Source organism: Aliihoeflea sp. PC F10.4 (genome assembly GCF_054612275.1).
This window is the reverse complement of record NZ_JBTSWH010000001.1, coordinates 3,379,710-3,404,575: the sequence shown is the minus strand read 5'-3', so window position 1 is coordinate 3,404,575 and position 24,866 is coordinate 3,379,710. Positions and strand designations below refer to the sequence as shown.

General features: G+C 62.5%; 27 protein-coding genes and 1 pseudogene. 13 read left to right on the top strand and 15 right to left on the bottom strand.

What is annotated here, in order from left to right:
- Position 1: 1 nt before the first annotated feature.
- The 13 genes from ACX82Z_RS17130 to infC all read right to left on the bottom strand — a co-directional run bounded on the left by ACX82Z_RS17130 (position 2) and on the right by infC (position 12,928).
- Positions 2 to 592 (bottom strand): NADPH-dependent FMN reductase, encoded by a 591-nt coding sequence (locus tag ACX82Z_RS17130; RefSeq protein ID WP_459590208.1) that lies wholly within the window; start codon positions 590 to 592, stop codon positions 2 to 4.
- 73 nt (positions 593 to 665) lie between these two features.
- Positions 666 to 1,262, bottom strand: coding sequence for a phospholipid N-methyltransferase PmtA (gene pmtA / locus ACX82Z_RS17125; protein ID WP_459590206.1), 597 nt, complete (start codon positions 1,260 to 1,262; stop codon positions 666 to 668).
- Between the two features lie 100 nt (positions 1,263 to 1,362).
- A complete protein-coding gene (dnaJ, locus tag ACX82Z_RS17120) occupies positions 1,363 to 2,487 on the bottom strand; it encodes a molecular chaperone DnaJ (RefSeq protein WP_459911849.1) in 1,125 nt (374 codons plus the stop codon).
- Positions 2,488 to 2,693: 206 nt separating this feature from the next.
- Positions 2,694 to 4,613, bottom strand: coding sequence for a molecular chaperone DnaK (gene dnaK, locus ACX82Z_RS17115; RefSeq protein WP_459590205.1), 1,920 nt, complete (start codon positions 4,611 to 4,613; stop codon positions 2,694 to 2,696).
- A gap of 187 nt (positions 4,614 to 4,800) precedes the next feature.
- The gene (locus tag ACX82Z_RS17110; RefSeq protein ID WP_459911847.1) at positions 4,801 to 5,733 is read right to left on the bottom strand and encodes a lysylphosphatidylglycerol synthase domain-containing protein; all 933 of its coding nucleotides are present in this window, start codon (positions 5,731 to 5,733) and stop codon (positions 4,801 to 4,803) included.
- Positions 5,734 to 5,977: 244 nt separating this feature from the next.
- A complete protein-coding gene (gene pheT / locus ACX82Z_RS17105; RefSeq protein ID WP_459590204.1) occupies positions 5,978 to 8,383 on the bottom strand; it encodes a phenylalanine--tRNA ligase subunit beta in 2,406 nt (801 codons plus the stop codon).
- A 21-nt stretch (positions 8,384 to 8,404) separates the two neighbouring features.
- Positions 8,405 to 8,803 carry a GFA family protein gene (locus tag ACX82Z_RS17100; protein ID WP_459590203.1) on the bottom strand — a complete coding sequence of 133 codons (399 nt, stop codon included), beginning with the start codon at positions 8,801 to 8,803 and terminating at the stop codon, positions 8,405 to 8,407.
- Between the two features lie 36 nt (positions 8,804 to 8,839).
- Positions 8,840 to 9,925 (bottom strand): phenylalanine--tRNA ligase subunit alpha, encoded by a 1,086-nt coding sequence (gene pheS, locus ACX82Z_RS17095; protein ID WP_459590202.1) that lies wholly within the window; start codon positions 9,923 to 9,925, stop codon positions 8,840 to 8,842.
- Positions 9,922 to 10,749: a BUD32 family EKC/KEOPS complex subunit gene (locus ACX82Z_RS17090; protein ID WP_459590201.1), complete on the bottom strand. Its 828-nt coding sequence runs from the start codon at positions 10,747 to 10,749 to the stop codon at positions 9,922 to 9,924. Before ACX82Z_RS17090 ends, pheS begins: the two co-directional genes overlap by 4 nt.
- A gap of 112 nt (positions 10,750 to 10,861) precedes the next feature.
- Positions 10,862 to 11,263, bottom strand: coding sequence for a 50S ribosomal protein L20 (gene rplT / locus ACX82Z_RS17085; RefSeq protein ID WP_459590200.1), 402 nt, complete (start codon positions 11,261 to 11,263; stop codon positions 10,862 to 10,864).
- A 32-nt stretch (positions 11,264 to 11,295) separates the two neighbouring features.
- Positions 11,296 to 11,505: a 50S ribosomal protein L35 gene (gene rpmI, locus ACX82Z_RS17080; protein WP_252911496.1), complete on the bottom strand. Its 210-nt coding sequence runs from the start codon at positions 11,503 to 11,505 to the stop codon at positions 11,296 to 11,298.
- 223 nt (positions 11,506 to 11,728) lie between these two features.
- The gene (locus tag ACX82Z_RS17075) at positions 11,729 to 12,349 is read right to left on the bottom strand and encodes a methyltransferase family protein (protein WP_459590199.1); all 621 of its coding nucleotides are present in this window, start codon (positions 12,347 to 12,349) and stop codon (positions 11,729 to 11,731) included.
- A gap of 42 nt (positions 12,350 to 12,391) precedes the next feature.
- Positions 12,392 to 12,928, bottom strand: coding sequence for a translation initiation factor IF-3 (gene infC / locus ACX82Z_RS17070; RefSeq protein ID WP_459911846.1), 537 nt, complete (start codon positions 12,926 to 12,928; stop codon positions 12,392 to 12,394).
- Between the two features lie 187 nt (positions 12,929 to 13,115).
- On the opposite strand from infC, the gene ACX82Z_RS17065 reads away from it, so the two are divergent.
- The 9 genes from ACX82Z_RS17065 to ACX82Z_RS17025 all read left to right on the top strand — a co-directional run bounded on the left by ACX82Z_RS17065 (position 13,116) and on the right by ACX82Z_RS17025 (position 21,524).
- Positions 13,116 to 13,892 (top strand): alpha/beta hydrolase, encoded by a 777-nt coding sequence (locus ACX82Z_RS17065; protein WP_459590197.1) that lies wholly within the window; start codon positions 13,116 to 13,118, stop codon positions 13,890 to 13,892.
- Positions 13,892 to 15,049, top strand: coding sequence for a benzoate/H(+) symporter BenE family transporter (locus tag ACX82Z_RS17060; protein ID WP_459590196.1), 1,158 nt, complete (start codon positions 13,892 to 13,894; stop codon positions 15,047 to 15,049). Before ACX82Z_RS17065 ends, ACX82Z_RS17060 begins: the two co-directional genes overlap by 1 nt.
- A gap of 96 nt (positions 15,050 to 15,145) precedes the next feature.
- Positions 15,146 to 15,577: a DUF2852 domain-containing protein gene (locus ACX82Z_RS17055; RefSeq protein ID WP_459590195.1), complete on the top strand. Its 432-nt coding sequence runs from the start codon at positions 15,146 to 15,148 to the stop codon at positions 15,575 to 15,577.
- A 103-nt stretch (positions 15,578 to 15,680) separates the two neighbouring features.
- Positions 15,681 to 16,433, top strand: coding sequence for a M48 family metallopeptidase (locus ACX82Z_RS17050; RefSeq protein ID WP_459590194.1), 753 nt, complete (start codon positions 15,681 to 15,683; stop codon positions 16,431 to 16,433).
- 43 nt (positions 16,434 to 16,476) lie between these two features.
- Positions 16,477 to 17,145 (top strand): phosphoribosylanthranilate isomerase, encoded by a 669-nt coding sequence (locus ACX82Z_RS17045; protein ID WP_459590193.1) that lies wholly within the window; start codon positions 16,477 to 16,479, stop codon positions 17,143 to 17,145.
- A 1-nt stretch (position 17,146) separates the two neighbouring features.
- On the top strand, positions 17,147 to 18,367 hold the full coding sequence (trpB, locus tag ACX82Z_RS17040) for a tryptophan synthase subunit beta (protein ID WP_459590192.1): 1,221 nt from the start codon (positions 17,147 to 17,149) through the stop codon (positions 18,365 to 18,367).
- A 2-nt stretch (positions 18,368 to 18,369) separates the two neighbouring features.
- A complete protein-coding gene (trpA, locus tag ACX82Z_RS17035; RefSeq protein ID WP_459590191.1) occupies positions 18,370 to 19,212 on the top strand; it encodes a tryptophan synthase subunit alpha in 843 nt (280 codons plus the stop codon).
- Positions 19,213 to 19,264: 52 nt separating this feature from the next.
- Positions 19,265 to 20,176, top strand: coding sequence for an acetyl-CoA carboxylase, carboxyltransferase subunit beta (gene accD, locus ACX82Z_RS17030; RefSeq protein WP_459590190.1), 912 nt, complete (start codon positions 19,265 to 19,267; stop codon positions 20,174 to 20,176).
- A gap of 16 nt (positions 20,177 to 20,192) precedes the next feature.
- A complete protein-coding gene (locus ACX82Z_RS17025; protein WP_459590189.1) occupies positions 20,193 to 21,524 on the top strand; it encodes a bifunctional folylpolyglutamate synthase/dihydrofolate synthase in 1,332 nt (443 codons plus the stop codon).
- Between the two features lie 53 nt (positions 21,525 to 21,577).
- Here the strand turns inward: ACX82Z_RS17025 and trxA are convergent, their stop codons facing one another.
- Positions 21,578 to 21,898 (bottom strand): thioredoxin, encoded by a 321-nt coding sequence (trxA, locus tag ACX82Z_RS17020; protein ID WP_459590188.1) that lies wholly within the window; start codon positions 21,896 to 21,898, stop codon positions 21,578 to 21,580.
- A gap of 140 nt (positions 21,899 to 22,038) precedes the next feature.
- Positions 22,039 to 22,687 (bottom strand): annotated as a pseudogene (locus tag ACX82Z_RS17015) (glutathione binding-like protein).
- A 97-nt stretch (positions 22,688 to 22,784) separates the two neighbouring features.
- On the opposite strand from ACX82Z_RS17015, the gene ACX82Z_RS17010 reads away from it, so the two are divergent.
- The 4 genes from ACX82Z_RS17010 to ACX82Z_RS16995 are packed head-to-tail and all read left to right on the top strand — an operon-like array spanning position 22,785 to position 24,856.
- Positions 22,785 to 23,612 (top strand): urease accessory protein UreD, encoded by an 828-nt coding sequence (locus ACX82Z_RS17010; RefSeq protein WP_459590187.1) that lies wholly within the window; start codon positions 22,785 to 22,787, stop codon positions 23,610 to 23,612.
- 10 nt (positions 23,613 to 23,622) lie between these two features.
- Positions 23,623 to 23,925 (top strand): urease subunit gamma, encoded by a 303-nt coding sequence (locus ACX82Z_RS17005; protein WP_459590186.1) that lies wholly within the window; start codon positions 23,623 to 23,625, stop codon positions 23,923 to 23,925.
- Positions 23,926 to 23,949: 24 nt separating this feature from the next.
- The gene (locus tag ACX82Z_RS17000; protein ID WP_459590185.1) at positions 23,950 to 24,537 is read left to right on the top strand and encodes a HupE/UreJ family protein; all 588 of its coding nucleotides are present in this window, start codon (positions 23,950 to 23,952) and stop codon (positions 24,535 to 24,537) included.
- Positions 24,538 to 24,550: 13 nt separating this feature from the next.
- Positions 24,551 to 24,856, top strand: coding sequence for an urease subunit beta (locus ACX82Z_RS16995; protein WP_459590184.1), 306 nt, complete (start codon positions 24,551 to 24,553; stop codon positions 24,854 to 24,856).
- Positions 24,857 to 24,866: the final 10 nt, after the last annotated feature.

Sequence of the window (24,866 nt, the reverse complement as noted above, 5' to 3'; positions counted from 1 at the left end):
GTCAGGCGTTAACGCGCGGCGACATCGCATTGGCATGGTCGATCAGTGCGCGGCAAAGCCGCTCCATTCCCTTGCGCAGCCGCTCATCCTTGAAAGCGCCGTCGTCGTCAAATGCCGAACCGCCATTCGGCACCGAGACCTGCGGTGCGATCACATCGGCCTGAATGTGCGACAGCACGGCCCGAAGATGCGCGCCGCTGCGGATACCCGCGAAATGGCCGGCCGACGACGAGCACAGCGCCATCACCTTGCCGTTGAAGGGACGCACGGGTCGTCCGTCGACCTTCGAGACGCGGCTGATCCAGTCGATCGAGTTCTTCACCAGCGGCGGGATGGAGCCGTTATATTCGGGCGTCGCAATCAGCACCGCGTCATGGCCGTCGAAGAGACCCGCGAGCTTGATGGCGTTCTGCGGTACGCCCTTCTCGGCTTCCAGATCTTCGTCCATCAGCGGCAGCGGGTAGTCGGCCAGCGAGATGCGCGTGACGTCGGCACCCTGAACTGCAAGTTCCTTATGCGCCAGATCGGCCGTCTTGCCGCTGAAGGCTCCGCTGCGGGTGGAGCCGGCGAAGACGAGGATTTTCGGCGTCATGAGTTATTGCCCCTGCGTGTGTGCATCCGGGTATAGCCGATGCGTCCGGCCTGTCAAAGCAGGTGGGAGGCGGTCAGGCCTGCGGGCGGCGATAGAGCCAAAGCTGTGTCGGCGGGAAGTTACGCAGCACGAAGTCGAGATGCTCGACGACATAATCGCCCCGACCTGCCGGGACAGGCGATTTCGGGCCGTAGGTGAGTTGGACGACCGGCCTGCCGGGCGGCACACGGTTCAAAAGGTCGTCGATATAGGCGACGCGTTGGGGAACCGGAAAGTTGAGGAGCGGTACGCCCGAAACGATCGCGTCGAATGTCAGGTCGCGATTGTCGCCAAGCGTCTTATCGAGATTGAAGGCGTCGCCTTCGATGATGTTCACGCCGGGAAACTGCTCGACGAGATGCTCGACGAAATCGGCGGAATATTCGATCGAATAAAGCTTTTCAGGCGCGACCCCGCGTTCAAGGATCGCCTTGGTGATGACGCCCGTGCCGGGGCCGAGTTCGAGGACGGGCAGGCCTGATTCGGGGTTGATGACGGACGCCATGCGGCGCGCGGTAACGGAACTCGTCGGAAGCATCGCCCCCACAGCGCGCGGCTGGTCGATCCAGCCCTTGAGAAATTTCAGTTCCTCGTCGAAGCGCCGCGTCAGCCGCTGCAATCCGTTCTTCATGCGTCCATCCCTTCAAGCCGCGGCAAAGGAATCATGCCTGCACGCAAAGGACAAGCATTATCCGGGCCAAGCGATTGCAAGGCATTGTGATGAGAGGATGTCAGTTGCCGAAGGATTCGAAGAAATCCTTCATCCGGCTGAAGAAGCCTGACGATTGCGGGCTGTTTTCGGTGGACGACAGTTCCTCGAACTCCTGCAGCAGTTCACGCTGGCGCTTCGACAGGTTCTGCGGCGTTTCGACCGCGACCTGAATGTAGAGGTCGCCGACCTGGTTCTGGCGCAAAATCGGCATGCCCTTGCCGCGCATGCGGAACTGACGGCCGTGCTGGGAGCCTTCGGGCACTTTCACGCGCGTTTGCGTGCCGTCGAGCGTCGTCACTTCGAAACCGCCGCCAAGCGCAGCCGTCGTCATCGAAATGGGCACCTTGCAATACAAATCGGCACCGTCACGCTGGAAGAACTCGTGCGGCTTGAGCGACAGGAAGATGTAGAGATCGCCAGAAGGTCCGCCGCGAAGCCCTGCTTCGCCCTCACCGGAAAGCCGGATACGCGTCCCGTCCTCGATGCCTGCTGGAATGTTGACCGAGAGCGCGCGCTCTTCGGTGACGCGGCCCTGACCGGCGCATTTGCGGCACGGGTCCTGGATCGTCTGGCCACGGCCCTGGCACTGGGGGCAGGTGCGCTCGATCGAGAAGAACCCTTGTGCGGCGCGCACGCGGCCCGATCCCGAGCACATGGCGCAGGTCGTCGGCTGCGTACCGGGCTTTGCGCCCGATCCGGTGCATTCGTCGCATACGATGGAGGCCGGCACGCGTATCTGCGCGGTCTTGCCGGCGAAGGCTTCTTCGAGCGTGACTTCCATGTTGTAGCGAAGGTCCGCGCCGCGATTGCTCGCTCCGCCGCGACGGCGACCGCCCATCATGTCGCCGAAAATGTCCTCGAAGATGTCCGCGAAGCCGCCGCCCTGTCCGAACCCGCCTCCACCGCCGAACCCGCCGCCGTGTTCGAAGGCGGCATGGCCGAAGCGGTCATAGGCCGCGCGTTTTTGCGGGTCCTTCAGCGCCTCATAGGCCTCGTTGATGTCCTTGAACTTTCGTTCCGCTTCCGAATTGTCGGGATTGCGGTCGGGGTGGAACTGCATGGCCAGCTTGCGGAACGCGACCTTCAATTCCTTCTCGTCGGCGCTCTTTTGCACGCCGAGGGTCTCGTAATAGCAGGCCTTCATGGTCATCCCTGGCTAGGTTCTCTTGATCTGGCGACGGGCTGCCTTCGCGTCCATGCCGGACGGGCAATCAACTCGGTTCGATTTAGGAAGCCCGACGCTCCTATGCCATAGCGCGTGCGCGTGGCCACGCGCATTTCGGCAACAATTCGCATCAAAAACGAAGAAACCCGGCCTTGAGCCGGGTTTCGACAATTCGCCGGATAAGATCAGGCGGACTTCTTCTTGTCGTCGTCGTCGTTGATTTCCTCGAAATCCGCGTCCACGACGTCCTCGCCGCTCTTTTCGGCATCCGCCTTGGCGTCGGCTTCGGCAGCTTCCGCCTGGCTGGCCTCGTACATGGCCTGACCGAGCTTCATCGACACTTCGGCAAGCGTGGTCGTCTTGGCCGTGATGTCGTCGGCGTCATCGCCTTCGACGGCGGTGCGCAGGTCGGTGATCGCATTTTCGATCGCCTGCCTGTCCTCGGCCGAGACCTTGTCGCCATAGTCCTTCAGCGACTTCTCGGACGAGTGGATCAGGCTTTCGGCCTGGTTCTTCGCCTCGACGGCGGCACGGCGCTTCTTGTCCGAATCCGCGTTGGCCTCGGCGTCCTTGACCATGTTCTCGATGTCGGCGTCGGAAAGTCCACCCGATGCCTGGATACGGATCTGGTGCTCCTTGCCGGTGCCCTTGTCCTTGGCCGACACGTTGACGATGCCGTTGGCGTCGATGTCGAACGCGACTTCGATCTGCGGCACACCGCGCGGTGCGGGCGGAATGCCGACGAGGTCGAACTGGCCGAGCGCCTTGTTGTCGGCGGCCATTTCGCGCTCGCCCTGGAACACGCGGATCGTCACGGCCGACTGATTGTCTTCGGCTGTCGAGAAGGTCTGCGACTTCTTGGTCGGGATCGTCGTGTTGCGGTCGATGAGGCGCGTGAACACGCCGCCCAGCGTCTCGATGCCAAGTGACAGCGGCGTTACGTCGAGCAGCAGCACGTCCTTGACGTCGCCCTGTAGAACGCCGGCCTGAATGGCCGCGCCCATGGCGACGACTTCGTCCGGGTTGACGCCCTTGTGCGGCTCCTTGCCGAAGAACTGCTTCACGACTTCATGCACCTTGGGCATGCGCGTCATGCCGCCGACGAGGACGACTTCGTCGATCTCACCCGCATTAAGGCCAGCATCCTTGAGAGCCGCCTTGCAGGGGCCGACGGTGCGCTGGACGAGATCATCGACGAGGCTTTCGAACTTCGCGCGCGTCAGCTTCATCGTCAGGTGCTTCGGACCGGTCTGGTCGGCGGTGATAAAGGGCAGGTTGATTTCGGTCTGCTGCGAGGAGGACAGTTCGATCTTCGCCTTTTCGGCAGCTTCCTTCAGGCGCTGGAGGGCCAGCTTGTCGCCCTTCAAATCGATGCCCTGTTCCTTCTTGAACTCACCCGCGAGATATTCGACGAGGCGCATGTCGAAGTCCTCGCCGCCGAGGAAGGTGTCGCCGTTCGTCGACTTCACCTCGAAGACGCCGTCACCGATCTCGAGGATCGAGATGTCGAACGTACCGCCGCCAAGATCGTAGACGGCGATGGTTTTGCCGTCCTTCTTGTCGAGGCCGTAGGCGAGCGCGGCAGCGGTCGGCTCGTTGATGATGCGCAGCACTTCGAGACCGGCGATCTTGCCGGCGTCCTTGGTGGCCTGGCGCTGGGCGTCGTTGAAATAGGCCGGAACCGTGATGACGGCCTTCTCGACCTTCTCGCCGAGATAGGATTCGGCGGTTTCCTTCATCTTTTGAAGGATCATCGCGGAAATCTGCGAGGGGGAATAATCGGTGTCGCTCGCCTTGACCCAGGCGTCGCCATTGCCCGCCTTGACGATCTTGTAGGGCACCATGCCCTTGTCCTTCTGCGTCGTCGGATCGTCGAAGGTGCGGCCGATGAGGCGCTTGATCGCAAAGAGCGTATTTTCGGGATTGGTGACCGCCTGGCGCTTGGCCGGCTGGCCGACGAGGCGCTCGCCGTCACCGGTGAAGGCGACGATGGAAGGCGTGGTACGCGCGCCTTCGGCGTTTTCGATCACCTTGGCGTCCTTGCCGTCCATGACGGCGACGCACGAATTTGTCGTGCCAAGATCGATACCGATTACTTTAGCCATTTTTCTTGTCTCCGCTTAGCAGGCCGTCTTTGGACCCTGTGAGGCGTTCCGTTCGACGGCCCCTGTTCGTTGAAGAGTACCGCGCCCGAACGCTTCGGAAAGCGCCGTCGCAGCTGTGCGGCGTATATAAGAAGGGGCAATTTGGGACGCAAGCCGGTCCTGAAAATCAATCCACCGCATTGTCCGGTCAGGACGTCTCCGCCTTGCCGGCAAGCTGCGCGCGTTCGAAGCCGAGCACGACGAAAAGCGACACGATAAGCGGGATGATCAGGTAGAGCAGCCGGAACACGAACAGCGCGGCGAGAACGTCGACCGGGTCCATGTCCGGCAGGCCGGTGATGAAGACGAGTTCGAGAACCCCGATACCTCCGGGCGCATGGCTGATCAGCGCCACGGAAAAGGAGACGAGGAAGATGCCCAAAATAATGAAATAGCCCGGATTGCCGGCTTCCGGCAGCGCGAAATAAACGATCGCGGCTGCGCAAGCGAGTTCGAGCGGCGCGATGACGAGCTGGCGCGATACGATGGGCAGGCGCGGATAGGTCAGTTCGAACGAGCCGACCTTGAGCGGGCGCAGCTTGAGCCAGCTTCCAATCACATAGATGGCGATCAAAGCGAGGATCGCGAGCGCGGTCATGGTCGACGCCTTGACGGGCAGAACGTCGGAGAAACGCTCGGTGATGTCGGGTTTGATAAGGAGCACGATCGCGGTGAGCAAAAGCGTGCCGAGCGCAAAGGTAAAAGAGCAGAACGCGACGAGGAAACCGATTTCCGAAGCGGTCAGCCCCTTCGAGGAATAGGCGCGGTAACGCACGAGCGCGCCCGAAAAGACCGACGCGCCGATATTGTGCGCGAGCGCGTAAGTGGTGAAAGAGCACAGTGAGATGAACAGCCAGCCGACCCTGCGCTTCAAATGCATCAGCGCGAGGTGGTCGTAGCCGGCGAGTGCTGCATAAGCGCCGAGCGTGGCGACGACCGCGAGGCACCAGTCGCGCGTGGAAATCGCCACGAAACTGTCCCAGAACTCGTCGAACGAGGTTCCGCGCAATTCCTCGGCCAGAAGCCAGATCGAAAAGGCGACGGCGCAAAGTCCGACGACAGCCCAGATCTTGTTCTTCAGCGTTCCATCTCCCGAATCTCTACCGTCACCCGCATTGATCTATCGATCACGTCAAATGTCGAGTTGAAATATTTCAGAAGCGTTGCGGCCGAAGATTTATATGGCGGCACAGATTTTTCTACCCGCCCGTCCGCGTCCCCACGCCGCGTGCTTCAGGCCAACTCATCGAAGCAGAAGATGGCGATGTCTTGACGGCGCTGGAGTGGTGGCCGGGACGACGGGCGTCATCCCGGCCTGAACGCCTTTATGTCCGCAGCGTGCCGCCGGTCGATTTTTCGACATTGGCGACAATCTTCGCGGCCAGCGCTTCGAAATCCTCGTCGGTCAAGGTGCGTTCGGCTGGCTGGATCGCGACCTCGATAGCGACGGACTTCTTGTCGGCTCCAAGGGACGCCCCCTCGAAAATGTCGAAGACGCGCACGTCGGAAACGAGCTTCTTGTCGGCGCCGGACGCGGCCTTGACGATCGCAGCCGCCTCGACGCCTTTGTCGACGACAAAGGCGAAGTCGCGCTTCACCGCCTGAAAGGGCGACAATTCCAGCTTCGGCTTGGTGCGTGTCGCCTTCGCCTTTGGCTCGGGGATCGCATCGAGGAAGATTTCGAAGCCGGCAAGCGGACCGGACGCGTCGAGCGCCTCAAGCGTCTTGGGATGGAATTCACCGAACGTGCCGAGGATCATCTTCGGTCCGAGCTTGATCGTGCCCGAACGGCCCGGATGATACCAGGCCGGTCCGCCGGCTTCGACCTGCAACTTGTCGACCGGCGCACCGGCCGCTTCAAGCGCGGCGAAGGCGTCGGCCTTGGCGTCGAAGACGCCGACGGGACCGGCATTTCCGGCCCAGTTGCGACCCGCGCCGTCGAGCTTCGCCGTGCCGCGGCGAATGCCGGCTGCCACACGACGCTGGCCGTCGGCTGCATCGCTTTCATAGGTGCCCGACACTTCGAACAGCGCCACGTCACTGAGCCCACGATCGGCATTGCGCTGCGCGGCTGCGATCAGTCCCGGCAGAAGCGAGGGACGCATGTCGGACATGTCCGCCGCGATCGGGTTGGCGAGCTTCAGCGCGTCCGACCCGCCGCCGAACAGTTCGGCATGCGCGGCCGGGATGAACGACCAGGTGACGGCCTCCATCATGCCGCGCACGGCGAGCGCTCGCTTGGTAGCGCGGGTGCGGATTTGGATCGGCGTCAGCATCTTGCCGTTGACCGCGCCGAAAGACGGCAGCGGCTGCGGCGCAATGTTGTCGACACCATAAATGCGCATGACCTCCTCGACGATGTCCGCCTTGCCGTCGACATCCGGCCGCCAGGACGGCACCGCGACCTCGATCGCCTCGCCCTTGTCCTGTGATGCAAAGCCCAGCCGGTCGAGGATCGAGATGGCTTCGTCTTTCGCAACGTCCAGCCCGGTCAGGCGCTTGACCTCGGAAACCGGCATCGAGATATGCTTCGCGGTATATTCGTCATAGCCCGTGACTTGCGTTTCACTTGCCGTTCCGCCGCAGATGTCGAGCACGAACTGTGTCGCAAGTTCGATCCCCGGTGCCATGAATTCGGGATCGACGCCGCGCTCGAAACGGTAGCGCGCATCGGTGATGATGCCGAGCGCACGGCCCGTCTGGGCCACGTTGATCGGGTTCCAGAGGGCCGATTCGATCAGGACGTCGGTCGTATTCTCGTCGCAGCCCGAATGCTCGCCGCCCATGATGCCGGCAATGGATTCGACGCCGTTTTCATCGGCGATGACGCACATGCCCGGCTTCAGCGTGTATTCGCGCGTGTCAAGCGCCAGCACCTTTTCGCCCTCGCGCGCCGAGCGCACGGTGAGATCGCCCTTGACCTTGGCCGCGTCGAAAACGTGCAGCGGACGGCCGCGATCGAAGGTGACGTAATTGGTGATGTCGACAAGCGCGTTGATCGGACGAAGGCCGATCGAGATCAGCCGCTGCTGCATCCATTTCGGAGAGGGGCCGTTCGTCACGCCCTTCACGAGCCGCAGCGCGAAGCCGGGGCAAAGATCGGGCGCTTCGATCGTCACTTTGACCGGCGTTGCGCCCGACCCGGCGACAGGTTCAACCGGCCCGGTCTTCAGCGTGCCGAGCCCGGAGGCGGCCAGATCACGCGCAATGCCGTAAACGCTCGTCGCGTCCGGCCGGTTCGGCGTCAGATTGATCTCGATCACCGGATCGTCGAGCTTGGCATAGGTCGCGAAGAGTGTTCCGACAGGCGCGTCGGCCGGCAGGTCGATGATGCCGTCATGTTCGTCGGAAAGCTGCAACTCGCGCTCCGAGCACATCATGCCGTGGCTTTCGACGCCCCTGATCTTGCCGACGGAAAGCGTCACGTCGATGCCCGGAACGTAGGAGCCCGGCGCTGCAAATGCGCCGATCAGACCTTCGCGCGCATTGGGTGCGCCGCAAACGACTTGAACCGGCTTGCCGTCGCCCGTATCGACCATCAGGACGCGCAATTTGTCGGCGTCGGGGTGCTGGACCGCGCTCAACACTTTCGCGATCACGAAAGGCTTCAGCGCAGCCTTGTCATCGACGGCCTCGACCTCAAGGCCGATCATCGTCAGCCGCTCGCAGATGTCTTCGAGCGTCGCCTCGGTTTCCAGATGGTCCCTGAGCCAGGAAAGCGTGAATTTCATCTTCTCATGTCCAATTGTGCGTCAGCGCTCGACGGAAAAACCCTTGTAGCGCGGAAGGTCGTCTTCGATGTGGAGGAACGGCAATTGCCGCTCGATAAAAGCATGCAGTGTCGGCGGATAGTTTTCCGGGTCGTCCATGAAGCCGAGCGAAAGATAGATTTCACCGGGCAGCCGTTCGTCGCGATAGCCGATCTGACTGCCGCAATGCTCGCAGAAGGAGCGCGTCACGCCGCCCGCTCGCCACGTCTTCGGTTCGCCGTGCCACGTCAAATCTTCGTCGCGAAACCCCACAAATGCCATGACCGGCGCACCGGTCTGCTTGCGGCAGTCGCGGCAGTGGCAATAGGAGCGGAAGGTCGGTTCGGCCGAAGCGTCGAGCGCGATCAGGCCGCAACGGCAGGACCCTGTGTGAAGCGTCATTGGTACGCACCTTTCACAAGAAGAGAGCGTCGATCCCTAGCTCGACAACCCTCCGAACAGCGTCGGCATGTCGAGCGGGCGGAAGCCGTAATGCGACAGCCAGCGCACGTCGGCGTCGAAGAAGGCACGCAAATCCGGCATTCCGTATTTCAGCATGGCGATACGGTCGATGCCCATGCCCCAGGCGAAGCCCTGATATTCGTCCGGGTCGAGGCCGCCGGCGCGCAGAACGTTCGGATGCACCATGCCGCAGCCGAGAATCTCCATCCAGTCATTGCCCTCGCCGAAGCGCACTTCGCCCGGGCGCGAACGATCGCACTGGATGTCGACCTCCATCGACGGTTCGGTGAACGGGAAGAAGGACGGGCGGAACCGCATCTTCACCTGGGGCACCTCGAAGAACGCCTTGCAGAATTCTTCGAGCACCCATTTCATGTTGGCGACGTTGGCCGTCTTGTCGACCACCAGCCCCTCGACCTGATGGAACATGGGCGAGTGGGTGGCGTCCGAATCCTGCCGGTAGGTCTTGCCAGGAATGACGATACGGATCGGCGGCTTCTGCGTTTCCATCGTGCGGATCTGCACGGGAGACGTATGCGTGCGCAAAAGCTTCCGCTCACCGGCCTCGTTCGGCTGGAAGAAGAACGTATCGTGCATTTCGCGCGCCGGATGGCCCTCGGGGAAGTTCAGCGCGGTGAAATTATAGTAGTCCGTCTCGACATCGGGACCTTCCGCAATGGCGAAGCCGAGATCGCCGAAAATTGCCGTGATCTCGTCGATCACCTGGCTGATCGGGTGAATGCGCCCGCGCTCGGCCGGCGACTGGCGAACGGGAAGCGTCACGTCCAGCGTTTCCGCGGCAAGACGAGCATCGATCGCCGCATCGCGCAACTCGCTCTTGCGCGCGTTGATGGCGTCGCTGACGCGCTGCTTCAGCCCGTTAATCGCCGGTCCCATCGTCTGGCGTTCTTCCGGGCTCATGGAGCCCAGCGTCTTCAGCTTCTCCGAGACCGAACCCTTCTTGCCGAGAGCCGAAATGCGCACCTCTTCGAGCGCGCCCTCGTCGGTGGCGGACGCGACGGCGTCGAGCGTTGAACGTTCAAGGTCTTGAAGGTCGGTCATCGAGTATCATCCGTGGTATTTGCGGGCGTGCCGCTGGTCTTTCGGTGCGCTGCGGCGGGAAGCGCCTTGCGCAAGAGTTCTGTCGTGGCGAGCGCGCGCTTGCCGTCATTGCCGAGCTTGATAGGCCGTAGTGCCTTCAGAACCGGCGTCAGTAATGTGAAGAAGCGCACGAAACGGCGAAGTTCGCTCACGGTCTGGGCCGGCGCGCGATCAACATAGGCTCCGACGGCGCGCTGCTCGGTTTCGGGAAGCATCCCGCGTCCGCCGACATGCATGAAAATGAGCCATGCGTCACGCGCCTGCGCGGCCTCCAGCGGCATGACGGCCTCGGGTTCTTCCTCGAAATCGAGAAAGCCGATGCGGCCATCGTCGGTCAGGAACAGATCGCGCGGATGCGGGCGTCCATGGCACAGGCCGGCCATATGCGCGCGGGCCAGCGTCTCGGCCATTTCGATCAGAAGCGCGTCATGTTCTTGAAGGTTGTACTGCCGTCGCCGCGCGAGTTCCTCCGAAACCGATGGCGCGGCGTCGCTCATGATCAGGGCGTTGTCGCCCGCATGCAGGATCTCGGCCACCGGGAAACCGGCTGCCTTGAACGCGGCGGTCTTGCGCGTCTCGCGATCGAGAATCGACGGCGCATCGGCATAAGGAGACGCGCGTAGCGTGGTGATCGGGGCAAAGCGCGAAAGCCGCGCGTGCATGCGCTTGAGAAACGGCCGCGCCTCGGCGTCGAAATGCTTGATCCAGACGGTCCGGTTCCTGACGCGCGCCGACGAGATGCGCTTGCCCCGGCTCTCGTCGAGCAGGCGCCGTGCGTCGTTCATCGTCAATGTCGCCCGTGCGATCACGATCCGCCTCAAAATGCGAAAACCCGCGCAGGATGTCTCCAGCGCGGGTTCCCAATTATCAAATTTGCAGGGTTTGGGAAGCGCTGGCTCAGGCGACCGCGCGTTCAAACTCACCCGGCGTCTTGTCCTTGAGGTACTCGAGCGCACCCTTGGACTTGGCGACGAGAGCGGCGAACGCCGCCGGCTCGTGGATCGCCAGATCGGAAAGAACCTTGCGGTCGACTTCGATGCCGGCCTTGTTGAGGCCGTCGATGAGGCGGCCATAGGTCAGGCCGTGCTCGCGAGCCGCCGCGTTGATGCGCTGAATCCACAAGGCGCGGAAATTGCGCTTGCGGTTCTTGCGATCGCGGTAGGCGTATTGCAGCGACTTCTCGACCGCCTGCTTGGCGATGCGGATGGTGTTCTTGCGACGGCCGTAAAAGCCCTTGGCGGCCTTCAGAACCTTCTTGTGCTTGGCGTGGGACGTTACGCCCCTTTTGACACGTGCCATGTCATGATCTCCTTAAAATCGGGTCCGAAGGCTCAAAGGCCGCCGCCGTTGGGCAGATAGTTCTTGATGACCTTCTTCCCATCGGGCTCGGCCAGAACCATCATGCCGCGTGCGTCGCGGATGAACTTGTTGGAACGCTTGATCATGCCATGGCGCTTGCCTGCGGCAGCCGCCTTGACCTTGCCGGAAGCGGTAATCTTGAACCGCTTCTTGGCCGAAGACTTCGTCTTCATCTTGGGCATTTTGCTTCTCCGTTTTGATGTGCTCACGCGTACCGGCTTGCACCGGCCGCTCCGCGAGGCGTCGGAAAACCGACGGCGGCCAGTCGGCCGCTTCTCGCTTCGCTCGATATTCGAGTTGAGCTTCTAAGCATTACGAGCCGACACGGCATGCCCTGCCGGACGGCTCATGAACGCGCGGTCTATACAGAAGACCGCCTGAAAGCGCAACAGGCTGTTGCGCGGCTTATGGAAGACGAAGCAGCACCGGCAGGTAACCGGCCGATTGCGCCCATTCGATGCTCTCGAAGGCGGGAACGGCGAGGAAGAAGACCAGCCCGTCCGACAGGGTGCGATAGAGAAGGGCAGGGCGTGCCACGACCGTTTCCACATCGCTGTAGATGGAAAAACGTGGCCAAAAACGCGGAACGCGCGCCAGATAGTCGGCATATTCCGTGCCGAATTTTTCCGACAGGAAACGCTCCTCGCGCAAGATGACGATATGGAACGCCGCGACGGTCGCCACGCCGAAAAACGCCGCGACGACCAAGCTTCCCGTCTGCGCACCGACGCCCACGGCGGCAATTGCGGAAAAGACGTAGAGCGGATTACGGCTGATCGAATACGGTCCGCTGTCGACGACCTGCGCGGATTTGCGCCCGCCGATATGCACGGTGCACCAGAGCCTTCCGAGGATCGCCGCGCCAATCAGCCCGAGGCCGAAGGCTTCGACGAATTCGTGCGCGCGCTCGGAGAGGCTGGATCGCACGATCATGAGAACCAGAGATGCCGAGACGATCAGGATCGCAAGAACGAGCCGGCGCATTCGTTGAAAACGCGCCAGACTGGAAACCTGATCGTCGCTCATGGCAAATCCGTCACACGGGAAGCAACAGGGAGCGTCGCAAGATCAGCGCGGCGCCAGCACCATCATCATCTGGCGGCCTTCGAGCTTAGGCTCGGCCTCGACCTTTGCGATCTCGGCGACTTCCTCGCGCACGCGGTTGAGCAGTTTCATGCCCAGTTCCATATGCGCCATCTCGCGGCCACGGAAACGCAGCGTCAGCTTGACCTTGTCGCCTTCGTCGAAGAAGCGGCGAACGGCCCGCATCTTGACGTCATAGTCATGCGTGTCGATGTTCGGACGCATCTTGATCTCCTTGATCTCGATGGTCTTCTGCTTCTTGCGGGCTTCTGCGGCCTTTTTCTGGCTCGCATATTTCATCTTGCCGAGATCGGTGATCTTGCAGACGGGAGGCGTCTGGTTCGGCGAGATTTCCACGAGATCCATTCCTGCTTCCTCGGCGAGGATCAGGGCTTCATTGATCGACACGACGCCACGGTTGAGGCCTTCTGCATCGATGAGCTGTACCTGCGGTACACGGATGTCGCGGTTGGAGCGCGGGCCTTCTTTGGTCGGCGCCGCGGCTTTGAACGGTCTGCGAATGGTCGTAGTCTCCTCAAATCATTGACGTTCAGGATGTCATTTTTGCGCGGGCGCTGGCATGCGCCCCTCGATAGCGCGTGTCAATAACACGATACGGGCAAAAAATCACTGGGCTGGCGAAAAACTGGCGATCTGCCCCGCTCATGCTATCAGATGGCGCAAATCGCCGCCGGATCAAGGAGAGAACATGACGGACGCCGCGCCGCAGCATCTTGACGTCAACGGAATCGACATCGCCTTGCGCCACCGGCCCGGGCGATCGCCCGGTCTCGTCTGGCTCGGCGGCTATCGTTCCGACATGATGGGCACGAAGGCGGAAGCGCTCGACGCATGGGCCGGTGAAAACGGCTATGCCTTCCTGCGACACGACTATTCCGGCCATGGCGAATCGGGCGGCGACTTTGCCGATGGCACGATCTCGCGATGGCTCGAACAAAGCCTTGCAATCTTCCGTCGATTCAGCGAAGGGCCGCAAATTCTCGTCGGCTCGTCGATGGGTGCGTGGATCGCGTTGCGCATAGTGCAGGAACTGCAAAAGGCCGGCGAGGGGGACCGCGTCGGCGCGCTCCTGCTGCTTGCGCCCGCACCCGATTTTACGGTCGAGCTGATGGAGCCGGAACTGACCGACGCTCATCGCCGCGACCTCGAAACGAAAGGCTACATGGAAGAGCCATCCGAATATTCGCCCGAACCCAACATCTATACGCGCGCGCTGTTCGAGGACGGACGCGCGAACCGCGTTCTGGACGGCATTATCGACACGCATTGTCCGGTGACGATCATCCAGGGCCTTGCCGATCCCGACGTGCCGCACACGCACGCGCTGAAGCTCGTCGAGCATCTGCCCGCCGACGATGTGACGCTGTCGCTGGTCAGGGACGGCGATCACCGGCTGTCGCGACCGCAGGACATCGCGCTGATCGTGAAAGCGGCGCAGGGGCTGGTCGAGCGGATTTCCGCCTGATGCGGCTTTCGGTCGTCGTTTCGTCTTTTGTCGCGGCCGTCGTCGGTTTCGGCGGCACGCTGGCTCTGGTCATTGCGGCGGCAACCGCCGTTGGTGCCACGCAGGCCCAGACGGCGAGCATGGTCACGGCTGTCTGCCTCGCCAAGGCGGCTGAAACTCTGATCCTGTCGTGGTGGACACGCATGCCCGTCATCACCGCATGGTCAACGCCAGGCGCGGCGCTGATTGGCGCGAGCGCCGGCTTCACCATGGGCGAGGCGGTCGGTGCCTTCGTCGGCGCAGCGGTGCTTTTGACATTGACCGGTCTCGTGCGCCCGCTGACGCGCCTCGTCGCGCTGATCCCGTCCTCGGTCGCGTCCGGCATGCTTGCCGGCATCGTCGTCGCTTTCGTCATGGGCGCGGCGCGGGCGGCAGGTGCAGACCCGGTTTTGGTCCTGCCGCTGCTCGTGGCCTTTTTCATCATACGCCTTGTCAATCCGGCGCTGTCCGTTCTCGTCGTTCTGATCGGCGGCGTGATGCTCGCCTTTGCGCTTGGCCGCGTCGGAACGCTGCCCGCTTTCGAAATGTCGACGCTGGTCTGGACGACGCCTGAATTTTCCGTCGCCGCCTTCATCGGCCTTGCCGTGCCGCTTTATCTCGTCACCATGGCTTCGCAGAACCTTGCCGGTATCGCGGTCCTGCGTGCGGCAGGTTACGAGCCGCCGGCGGGCACGCTGATCGCAACGACCGGTTTCTTCTCGCTGATCTCCGCGCCGTTCAACGCGCTGACGACGAACCTCGCGGCCATCTCGGCTGCGATCTGCACCGATCCAGACGCGCATCCTGATCCGACGAAGCGGTGGCTGACCGGGCCGTTCTACGCGCTCTGGTATGTGATCTTCGCGATCTTCGGCGCTTCCGTCGTCGCACTTTTCGACGTTCTGCCGCAAAGCCTGATCCTGCTCGTCGCCGGGATCGGACTGCTCGGGCCGCTCATGAACGCGTTGGCGCTTGCGATGGCCGATCCGGCAGAACGCCTGCCCGCAATCGTCGCTTTTGCAGTCACCGCATCGGGCGTGGCGGTTGCCGGCATCGGCGCGGCGTTCTGGGGTCTTCTTGCCGGGCTTGCCGTCTTCCTGCTCGACAAGGCTGCGGCAGCTCGCCGCGCAAAACCCTGATCGCGTCCGATTTTTCTTGAAGTGGGTTCGGCGCTTTCCCATCTGCGTTGAAGCAGCCATGACGGCTGCCAGCCACCGGGAAAGGAACGGGTGACGATGACGAAGACCGCACTGATCCGTCCTGCATGGACGCCAGCTACCATCGCCTTGATGGTCATCGGCTTCATGGTGTTCTGGCCGCTCGGCCTCGCCATGCTTGCCTACATCATCTGGGGCGACCGTCTCGACGGTTTCAAGAGCGAGATGAACCGCGCCACGGACGGATTTTTCAACTCCTGCCGCAAGGGTGCCTATCGCACGCATGCGCCGCGCACGGGCAATGTCGCCTTCGACGACTGGCGCGAGAAGGAACTCGCCCGCATGGAAGAAGAGCGCCGCAAGCTCGACGAAATGCGCACCGAGTTCGACGACTATCTGCGCGAACTGCGCCGCGCCAAGGACCAGGAAGAGTTCGATCGCTTCATGTCCAACCGCTCGCGCAACACGCCGGACAAGCCGCAGAACGGCGAAATCCTCAACCCGGCCTGATCGCCGGCTTGAAACCACAGACCACGGCGCCGCCCACGCGGCGCCGTTTTTGTTTGCAACGGTTGCGCTCCCGCGCAAATCTCGAATCGTCTAGACTGACGTCATGGTGCTTGGCCTTCTTCGCTCCCGACCCCGCGCTCCCGCCGCGCCGATCATTCGCGATCACCGTGTCGCGGGGCGGACCCTTCCTTTACGCATCGTCGAAAATGCGCGGGCCAAGCGGCTGACGCTGCGCATCGACGCGGGCGGCAAGGGGCTGCGCATCACCATCCCGCCGGGCGTCGCACCGCGCGAGGTGGACAAGTTTCTCGACCGTCATGCCGGTTGGCTCGAAACGCGGCTGGCGAAACTGCCGGGCGATGCGACGCTGCAGACCGGCGTGCGCCTGCCTCTGCGCGGTGTCCCGCATCTGATCGTCCACCAACCCGGTCGCGGAACGGTGAGCCTTGGCGAAATCGAAGGCGAACCGGCGCTAATCGTCCATGGCGACGAGCGTCATCTGCCCCGGCGGCTGGCGGATTTTCTGAAGAAAGAGGCCAAGCGCGACATCATCTCACTGGTCGAAAAGCATACGCTGAGCGTCGGCCGGAAAGCCAAGGCGATCCGCTTCAAGGACACGACGAGCCGCTGGGGTTCGTGCACGTCGGACGGAACGCTCTCCTTTTCTTGGCGCATCATGATGGCCCCGAAAACGGTCATCGACTACCTCGTAGCCCACGAGGTCGCGCATTTGAAGGAAATGAACCACGGCCCGAAATTCTGGGCGCTGTGCCGCGAGCTTTGCCCGCGCACCGACGAGGCCCGCGCGTGGCTGAAGAAAAATGGCGGCGCATTGCAGGCGATCGGGTTCGGGTAGCTCCTCCTCGACTTCGCCGTGTTTTCGTGGCACCTGCCGTCCTATGACACTCGATACCAAGATATGCGGCTTGAAAACGCGTGCGGCGGTAGACGCTGCGCTGGCGGGCGGCGCGTCGCATATCGGCTTCATCTTCTTCGAAAAGAGCCCGCGCCATGTCGCGCCGGCCGAGGCCGGTCGCCTGCGCGAAACCGCGCGCGGCAGGGCGCAGGCCGTGGCGGTGACGGTCGATGCCGATAATGCCGCGCTCGACGCCATCGTTTCCGAAATGTCGCCTGACATCATCCAGTTGCACGGCAAGGAAACGCCCACACGTGTCGCCGAGGTCAAGGCGCGCTATGGCCTGCCGGTCATCAAGGCGTTTGCGGTCAGTACGCTGGACGATCTTGCGCGTATCGAACCCTATCGCGGCGTCGCAGACCGGTTCCTGTTCGACGCCAAGCCGCCTAAAGGTTCCGACTTGCCCGGCGGCAACGGCGTTTCGTTCGACTGGAGCCTGCTCGCCGCGCTTGACCGCGATATCGATTACATGCTTTCCGGAGGGCTCAACGCAGCCAATATCGGCGATGCGCTGCGGCAGGCGAACCCGCCGGGCATCGACATATCCTCCGGTGTGGAAAGCGCGCCGGGCGTCAAGGATGCCGCGTTGATCGACGAATTCTTCGCGGCCGTTCGCGCCGCACGCGCCGATATGGCCAAGGAGACAGCTTGAAATGAACAGCCCGGTCGCGCCCAATTCCTTCCGCACAGGCCCTGATCAGGACGGAATGTTCGGCATTTTCGGCGGTCGCTTCGTCGCCGAGACGCTGATGCCGCTGATCCTCGACCTCGAGCGCGAATGGAACGCGGCCAAGGTCGATCCGGAATTCCAGGCCGAACTGAAATCGCTGTCGACGCATTATGCGGGCCGTCCATCCAAGCTCTATTTCGCCGAAGGGCTGACGCGCCATCTCGGCGGCGCGAAAATCTTCTTCAAGCGCGAGGATCTGAACCATACGGGTTCGCACAAGATCAACAATTGCCTCGGTCAGATCCTGCTTGCGCGGCGCATGGGCAAGACGCGCATCATCGCCGAGACCGGCGCGGGCCAGCACGGCGTCGCTTCCGCGACGGTGGCGGCACGATTCAACCTGCCCTGCGTCGTCTATATGGGCGCGACGGATGTCGAGCGGCAGAAGCCGAACGTCTTTCGCATGAAGCTGCTCGGCGCCGAGGTGAACCCCGTTTCGGCCGGCCACGGCACGCTGAAGGACGCCATGAACGAGGCGTTGCGCGACTGGGTTACGAATGTCGAGGACACCTATTATCTGATCGGCACGGCTGCCGGCCCGCATCCCTATCCCGAACTTGTCCGTGAGTTTCAGTCGGTGATCGGCATCGAGGCGCGCGCGCAGATGCTGGAGCAGGAAGGACGTCTGCCCGATGTCGTCGTCGCGGCGGTCGGCGGTGGATCGAATGCCATCGGCATTTTCCATCCATTCCTCGACGATCCGGACGTGAAGATCATCGGCGTCGAAGCCGGTGGGCATGGCCTGTCGGGCGACGAGCATTGCGCCTCGATGAATGCGGGTAAGCCGGGCGTTCTTCATGGCAACCGCACCTATCTGCTGCAGGACGATGACGGACAGATCAAGGACGGCCACTCGATCTCGGCCGGGCTCGATTATCCGGGCGTCGGTCCCGAACATTCCTGGCTGCGCGACACCGGCCGCGTCGAATATGTGCCGATCATGGATGACGAGGCGATGGAAGCCTTCCAGCTTTGCACCAAGACCGAGGGCATCATCCCGGCGCTGGAATCGGCCCATGCCATCGCACAGGCGATGAAGATCGCGCCGGCGATGGGCAAGGACAAGACGATTATCGTCAACTTGTCCGGTCGCGGCGACAAGGACGTTCATACGGTGGCCACGATGATGGGCATGGAGATCTGACGATGACCGACACCCGCATCGACCGCCGCATGGCCGCATTGAAATCTGAAGGACGCCCGGCGCTCGTCACCTATTTCATGGGCGGCGACCCGGACTATGAAGCCTCGTTGTCGATCATGAAGGCGCTGCCCAAAGCCGGCTCCGACGTGATCGAGCTCGGCATGCCGTTTTCCGACCCGATGGCCGATGGCCCGGCGATCCAGGCGGCCGGCCTGCGCGCGTTGAAGGCGGGCCAGACGCTGAAGAAGACGCTGGCGATGGCAGCCGATTTCCGACGCGAGGACGACGAGACGCCGATCATCCTGATGGGCTACTACAATCCCATATACATCTACGGTGTCGACCGCTTTCTCGAAGATGCTAAAGCATCCGGCATCGATGGCTTGATCGTTGTCGATTTGCCGCCCGAGATGGACAGCGAATTGTGCGTGCCGGCGCTGAAGGCCGGGATCAACTTCGTCCGCCTCGCAACGCCTACGACCGACGACAAGCGCCTGCCCAAGGTTTTGGAGAACACGTCGGGTTTCGTCTACTACGTCTCGATGCTCGGCATTACCGGTTCGGCGCTGCCGGACACCACGAAGGTTGCCGGTGCGGTCGCGCGCATCAAGGGCCATACCGACCTGCCGGTTTGCGTTGGCTTCGGCGTCAAGACGGCGGAGCAGGCGCGCGCCATCGGCGCGTCGGCTGATGGTGTCGTCGTTGGCACCGCGATCGTCAACGCAGTCGCCAATGTGCTCGGACCGAAAGGCGAGAAGACCGCCGATCCGGCCGAGGCTGTCGCGACGCTGGTATCCGGTCTGGCGCAGGGCGTTCGTTCCGCGCGACTTGCAAAGGCAAGCTGACCGGCCCATTTCCCATAGAACCGCGACGAATAGATAAAAGAACAGGCCCGCGATGAACTGGATCACGAACTACGTCCGCCCCAAGATCAACTCGATGCTCGGCCGGCGCGACATGCCCGAAAATCTCTGGATCAAGGATCCCGAGACGGGCGAGATGGTGTTCCACAAGGATCTCGAGGGCAATCAGTATGTGATCCCGGCATCCGGCTATCACATGAAGATTTCGGCCAAGGAACGGCTGCGCTACTTTTTTGATGACGGCAAATACGAGACGGTCGAAAACCCGAAGGCTGCCGTCGATCCGCTGAAATTCCGTGATGAAAAGCGCTACACGGACCGCCTGCGCGACGCCAAGGCCAAGACGGGCATGGACGACGCCGTGCTCAATGGCGTCGGCACCATCGAAGGTCTGCCGATCGTCGCGACCGTTCAGGATTTCGCCTTCATGGGCGGCTCGCTCGGCATGGCAGCCGGCGAGGCGATCATTCGCGGTTTCGAGACGGCGATCGAGAAGAAGCGCCCGCTCGTTCTTTTCGCCGCCTCCGGCGGCGCGCGCATGCAGGAAGGCATCCTTTCGCTGATGCAGCTTGCCCGCTCGACGGTCATGGTCGACCGCCTGAAGGAAGCCGGCCTTCCCTATATCGTCGTGCTGACCAATCCGACGACTGGCGGCGTCACGGCTTCCTACGCGATGCTGGGAGACGTCCAGATCGCAGAGCCGGGTGCGCTGATCGGCTTTGCCGGCCCGCGCGTCATCGAGCAGACCATTCGCGAAAAGCTGCCCGAAGGGTTCCAGCGCGCCGAATATCTGATGGAGCATGGCATGGTCGACATGGTCGTCTCGCGCCTCGAACTGAAGGCGACCATCGCGCGTCTGCTGAAAATCCTGACGCATACGCCGCTCGAACCCGTTCCCGCGCTCGCCGACCTTTCGGAAGAGGTCGACGAAAAGACCGCCGCCTGATCACCGGAACCCGAACATGACGCTCCTGACAGCCGAGCAGGAAATCGAGCGGCTGATGTCGCTCCACCCGAAGGGCTTCGACCTTTCGCTGGAGCGCATCCGCGATCTTTTGGGGAAACTCGACAACCCGCAGGATATGCTGCCGCCCGTCATCCACATCGCCGGCACGAACGGCAAGGGCTCTGCCGCCGCCTTTTCACGCGCCCTGCTGGAAGCGGGCGGGCGCACGGTTCATGTCCACACCTCGCCGCATCTGGTTCACTGGCACGAACGTTACCGGCTGGGAGAAGCGGGTGGCGGAAAGCTCGTCAACGACGCGATCTTCGCCGAGGCAATCTCGCGCGTTGCAGAGGCGAATGGCGGGCGCACCATCACCGTCTTCGAAATCCTGACCGCCGTCGGCTTTGTCCTCTTTTCGGAGCACCCGGCGGATGCGGCGATCCTCGAAGTCGGGCTGGGCGGTCGCTTTGATGCGACCAATGTGATCGCCCGTCCGGCCGTCTCCGTCATCATGCCGATCTCGCTCGACCACGAAGCCTATCTCGGCGACAAGGTCGAACTGATCGCGGTCGAAAAGGCCGGTATCGTCAAGCGCGGCCAACCGGTCGTCATTGGCGCGCAGGAATATGAGGCCGCCCGCGAGGTGCTGATCGACGCGGCTGATCGCAATAGCTGTCCGGTTCTGGTCTACGGTCAGGATTTCATCGCCTATGAGGAAAACGGGCGGATGATCTATCAGGACGATGACGGCCTGCTCGATCTGTCGTTGCCTCGCCTTCCCGGCCGCCACCAATACGCCAATGCCGCAACCGCCATCGCCGCGATCAAGGTGGCCGGTTTCGACGGTTCGCTTCGTGTCGCTGACCGCGCGATGAAGAAAGTCGATTGGGCCGGCCGCATGCAAAGGCTGACCGAAGGCAACCTCGTCGATCTCGCGCCCGACGGTGCGGAAATCTGGCTCGACGGCGGACACAATCCCGGTGCCGGCATCGTCATCGCCGAAGCGATGGCCGAGCAGGAGGAAAAGCGTCCCCGTCCGCTCTTTCTCATCGCGGGGATGATCAACACCAAGGACCAGTCCGGCTATTTTCGAGCCTTCGAAGGCATGGCGCGCCATGTCTTCACGGTTCCGGTGACGCATTCGGAAGCCGGCGTTCCCAATGATGAACTCGCCGCTCGCGCGATGGAGGCGGGATTGTCGGCCGAGCCGGTCTCGTCGGTGGAAAGCGCGCTCAAGCTTCTGGCGGAGACGTGGGACGGGTCGGATGCTTCGCCGCGCATCCTGATCTGCGGCTCGCTTTATCTCGCCGGCGAAGTTCTGGAAAAGAACGGCACGCTGCCGGCCTGAAACGAAAAAGCCCGGCGCTTGGCCGGGCTTTTTCTTCATTTATCGAATGACGATCAGACGTTGCCGCTGATCCAGGACGACAGCGCCGTCTTCGGAGCCGCGCCGACTTTCATGTCGGCGACTTCACCGCTCTTGAAGATCATCAGCGTCGGGATCGAGCGCACACCGAACTGGGCTGCGAGTTCCGGGTTCTCGTCGATGTTGATCTTGGCGATCTTGACCTTGCCGTCCATTTCGGTGGCGATCTCGTCGAGCGCCGGTGCAATCATCTTGCACGGACCGCACCATTCGGCCCAGAAGTCGACGACAACCGGCTCGGCCGCCTGCAGCACGTCTGACTGGAAATTGTTCTTGTCGATCTTGATCGCGGACATTCGGAGGCTCTCCTTGAAATCGTGTTGGCCCTGATGTGGTGCTATGTCGCGCCGGCTTCAAGCGAGCCGGCGCCCAGAATCATTGAAGCTCAATTCAGCACGGATGAACTGAGCTTTCAAACTGCGGGAACCGGCCAAGCCTAATCGCGCTTGGGCACGTTGAGACCGGTCTGGCTCGCAGGCCGGGCGATGCATCGCTCGAGCCAGGCGTTGACGTTCGGCAGATCGTTGAGCCCCAGTTCCTCGCGCCCGCCGTAAAACACGTCGATGCCGCGCACCCATGGGAAGAGGGCGATGTCGGCGATCGTGTAGTCGTCGTCCATAATGAACTGGCGGCCATCGAGCCGTTGGTCCAGAACCTTGAGCAGCCGTTTCGATTCATCGCGATACCGATGGGCGGGCCTGCGATCTTCGAAATCCTTGCCGGCGAACTTGTAGAAGAAACCGTACTGGCCGAACATCGGCCCGACGCCGCCCATCTGGAAGAACAGCCATTGCAGCGTCTCGTAGCGCCGGGCCGGATCGACAGGCAGAAGCTTGCCGGTCTTTTCGGCCAGATAGACGAGGATCGCGCCGGATTCGAACAGGCCAAGCGGCTTTCCGCCGGGGCCGTCCGGATCGATGATGGCGGGAATCTTGTTGTTCGGGTTGAGCGAAAGGAATTCCGGCGTCTTCCAGCGCGACCGAGATTTTCACGCCGTTGGGCGTTGGCAGCGAATAAAGTTGCAGGCGCTCTGGATGCTGCGCTGGCCAGCGCTTTGTGATCGGGAATGCGGACAGGTCGGACATGAAGATCTCCGTTTGCGGGTCTCACCCAGATATGGCTTGGCATGCCGGTTGCAAGCGTTACGCTGTCGCTCCCTAACGTGGAAATTCGAATCTCCTCATGCTGCCCCTTCAATCTCCGGTCATGCAGCGCGTGCGCGCAGATGGACGCCTGTCGGTCAGGAAGATCGACGGGCGAACGCGTCTTCACCGGCTGTTTCAGGAGGGCGCGGCCAAGATCCGCTTTCCTGCACCTGAAAGTGCGGCGCTGGAGGCGGTTCTGATCAATACGGCCGGCGGACTGACAGGCGGCGACCGCGTCGCCTGGGCGGTCGATGCCGCAGCCGACACGGCACTTAGTCTGACCACGCAAGCCTGCGAGAAGATTTATCGTGCAGATTCCGGCCGTGCGCAGGTCGAGGTTGCCCTGAAGGCGGCGACAGGGGCGCGCCTTTCCTGGCTGCCCCAGGAAACGATCCTGTTCGACGGCGCGGCCCTGTCGCGGAGGCTCGATATCGATCTGGCGGCGGATGCAAGCGCGCTCATTCTCGAAGCGACGATCTTCGGGCGACAGGCGATGGGGGAGAGTGTCGAGCGGGCGATCTTCCACGATCGCTGGCGCGTGCGCCGGGCCGGTCGGCTCGTCCATGCGGAAGATTTCCGCATCGGTCCGGACGTTGCCGCGCAACTCTCACATCCGGCGATCGCCGGTGGCGGCCGTGCCGTGGCGACGCTTTTGTTCATCGACAGCCGCGCGGAAGAAATGCTTGCGCCTGCGCGCGCGTTGACGGGCGAGGCGGGCGGCGTAAGTTTCTGGAATGTCGGCAGGACTGGCAAGCTTCTTGCCAGAATCGTCGCAGAAGACGGCTATGCCTTGCGCCAGCGACTTTTGCCGCTCGTAAGACTGCTCAATGGGCAGGCAGGCCTGCCCAAGATTTGGACAAGTTGAAAGTGACGCGATGAATCTGACGCCACGGGAAAAGGACAAGCTGTTGATCGCGATGGCAGCCATTGTCGCGCGCAAGAGGATGGAGCGCGGCGTAAAGCTCAACCATCCCGAGGCGATCGCGCTGATCACCGATTTCGTCGTGGAAGGCGCGCGCGACGGCCGGTCGGTCGCGGAACTGATGGAGGCCGGCGCGCATGTCGTTTCCCGCGATCAGGTCATGGAGGGGATCGCCGAGATGATTCACGACGTGCAGGTCGAGGCGACCTTTCCCGATGGCACCAAACTCGTCACCGTCCATGAGCCGATCCGCTGAAAGACAAAAATGAAGGACTTCCCCATGTTCAAGCGTCTGCCTCTCGCCGCCTTCGCGCTGGCTCTTTCCGGTTTTCCGGCCTTCGCGCATCCGGGACACGGCGCGCATGACGCAAACGGCTTTCTGACGGGCTTCCTGCACCCCTTCACCGGGCTCGATCACATTCTGGCGATGGTGGCGGTGGGCCTTTGGGCGGCATCGCTCGGCGGCCGGTCGGTGCTCGCCGTGCCGGCGGCCTTCGTCGCCTTCATGTCGGCCGGCTTTCTCGTCGCATTGGCCGGCGTGACTCTGCCCTATGTCGAGCCGATGATCCTTGGCTCCGTGGTCGTGATCGGCCTTCTCGTCGCAGCGTCCGTCAAGCTGCCGGTCGTTCCGGCAGCCATTCTCGTGGGGCTTTTCGCGGTGTTTCACGGCCATGCCCACGGCACCGAAATGGGTCATTCGGGTGCGCTTGTCTATGGCGCGGGTTTCCTGATTGCGACCGCGCTTCTCCACGCCATCGGCATCTGGCTCGCCGTCGCGCTTGCCCGCCTCGACCAGCGCGATCTCCCCGTGCGCGCACTTGGCGCGGCGACCGCCTTTACCGGCGTTCTCGTCTTCATCGCCGGCTGACAGGAGGACGTTCATGATCCCGGGCGAAATCATTCCAGCTTCAGGCGACATCGAACTGAATGCCGGCAAGGACGCAGTGACGATCAAGGTCGCCAATTCGGGCGACCGCCCGATACAGGTCGGCAGCCACTACCACTTCTTCGAGGTCAACGAGGGTCTTGTCTTCGACCGTGAGGCGGCACGTGGCATGCGCCTTGACATCGCGGCGGGAACGGCGGTGCGTTTCGAACCCGGTCAGGAACGCGACGTGACGCTGATCCCGGTGGGGAGCACCCGCATGATCTTCGGCTTCCAGCAGAAGATCATGGGCGGGCTCTGAACAGTGGGCA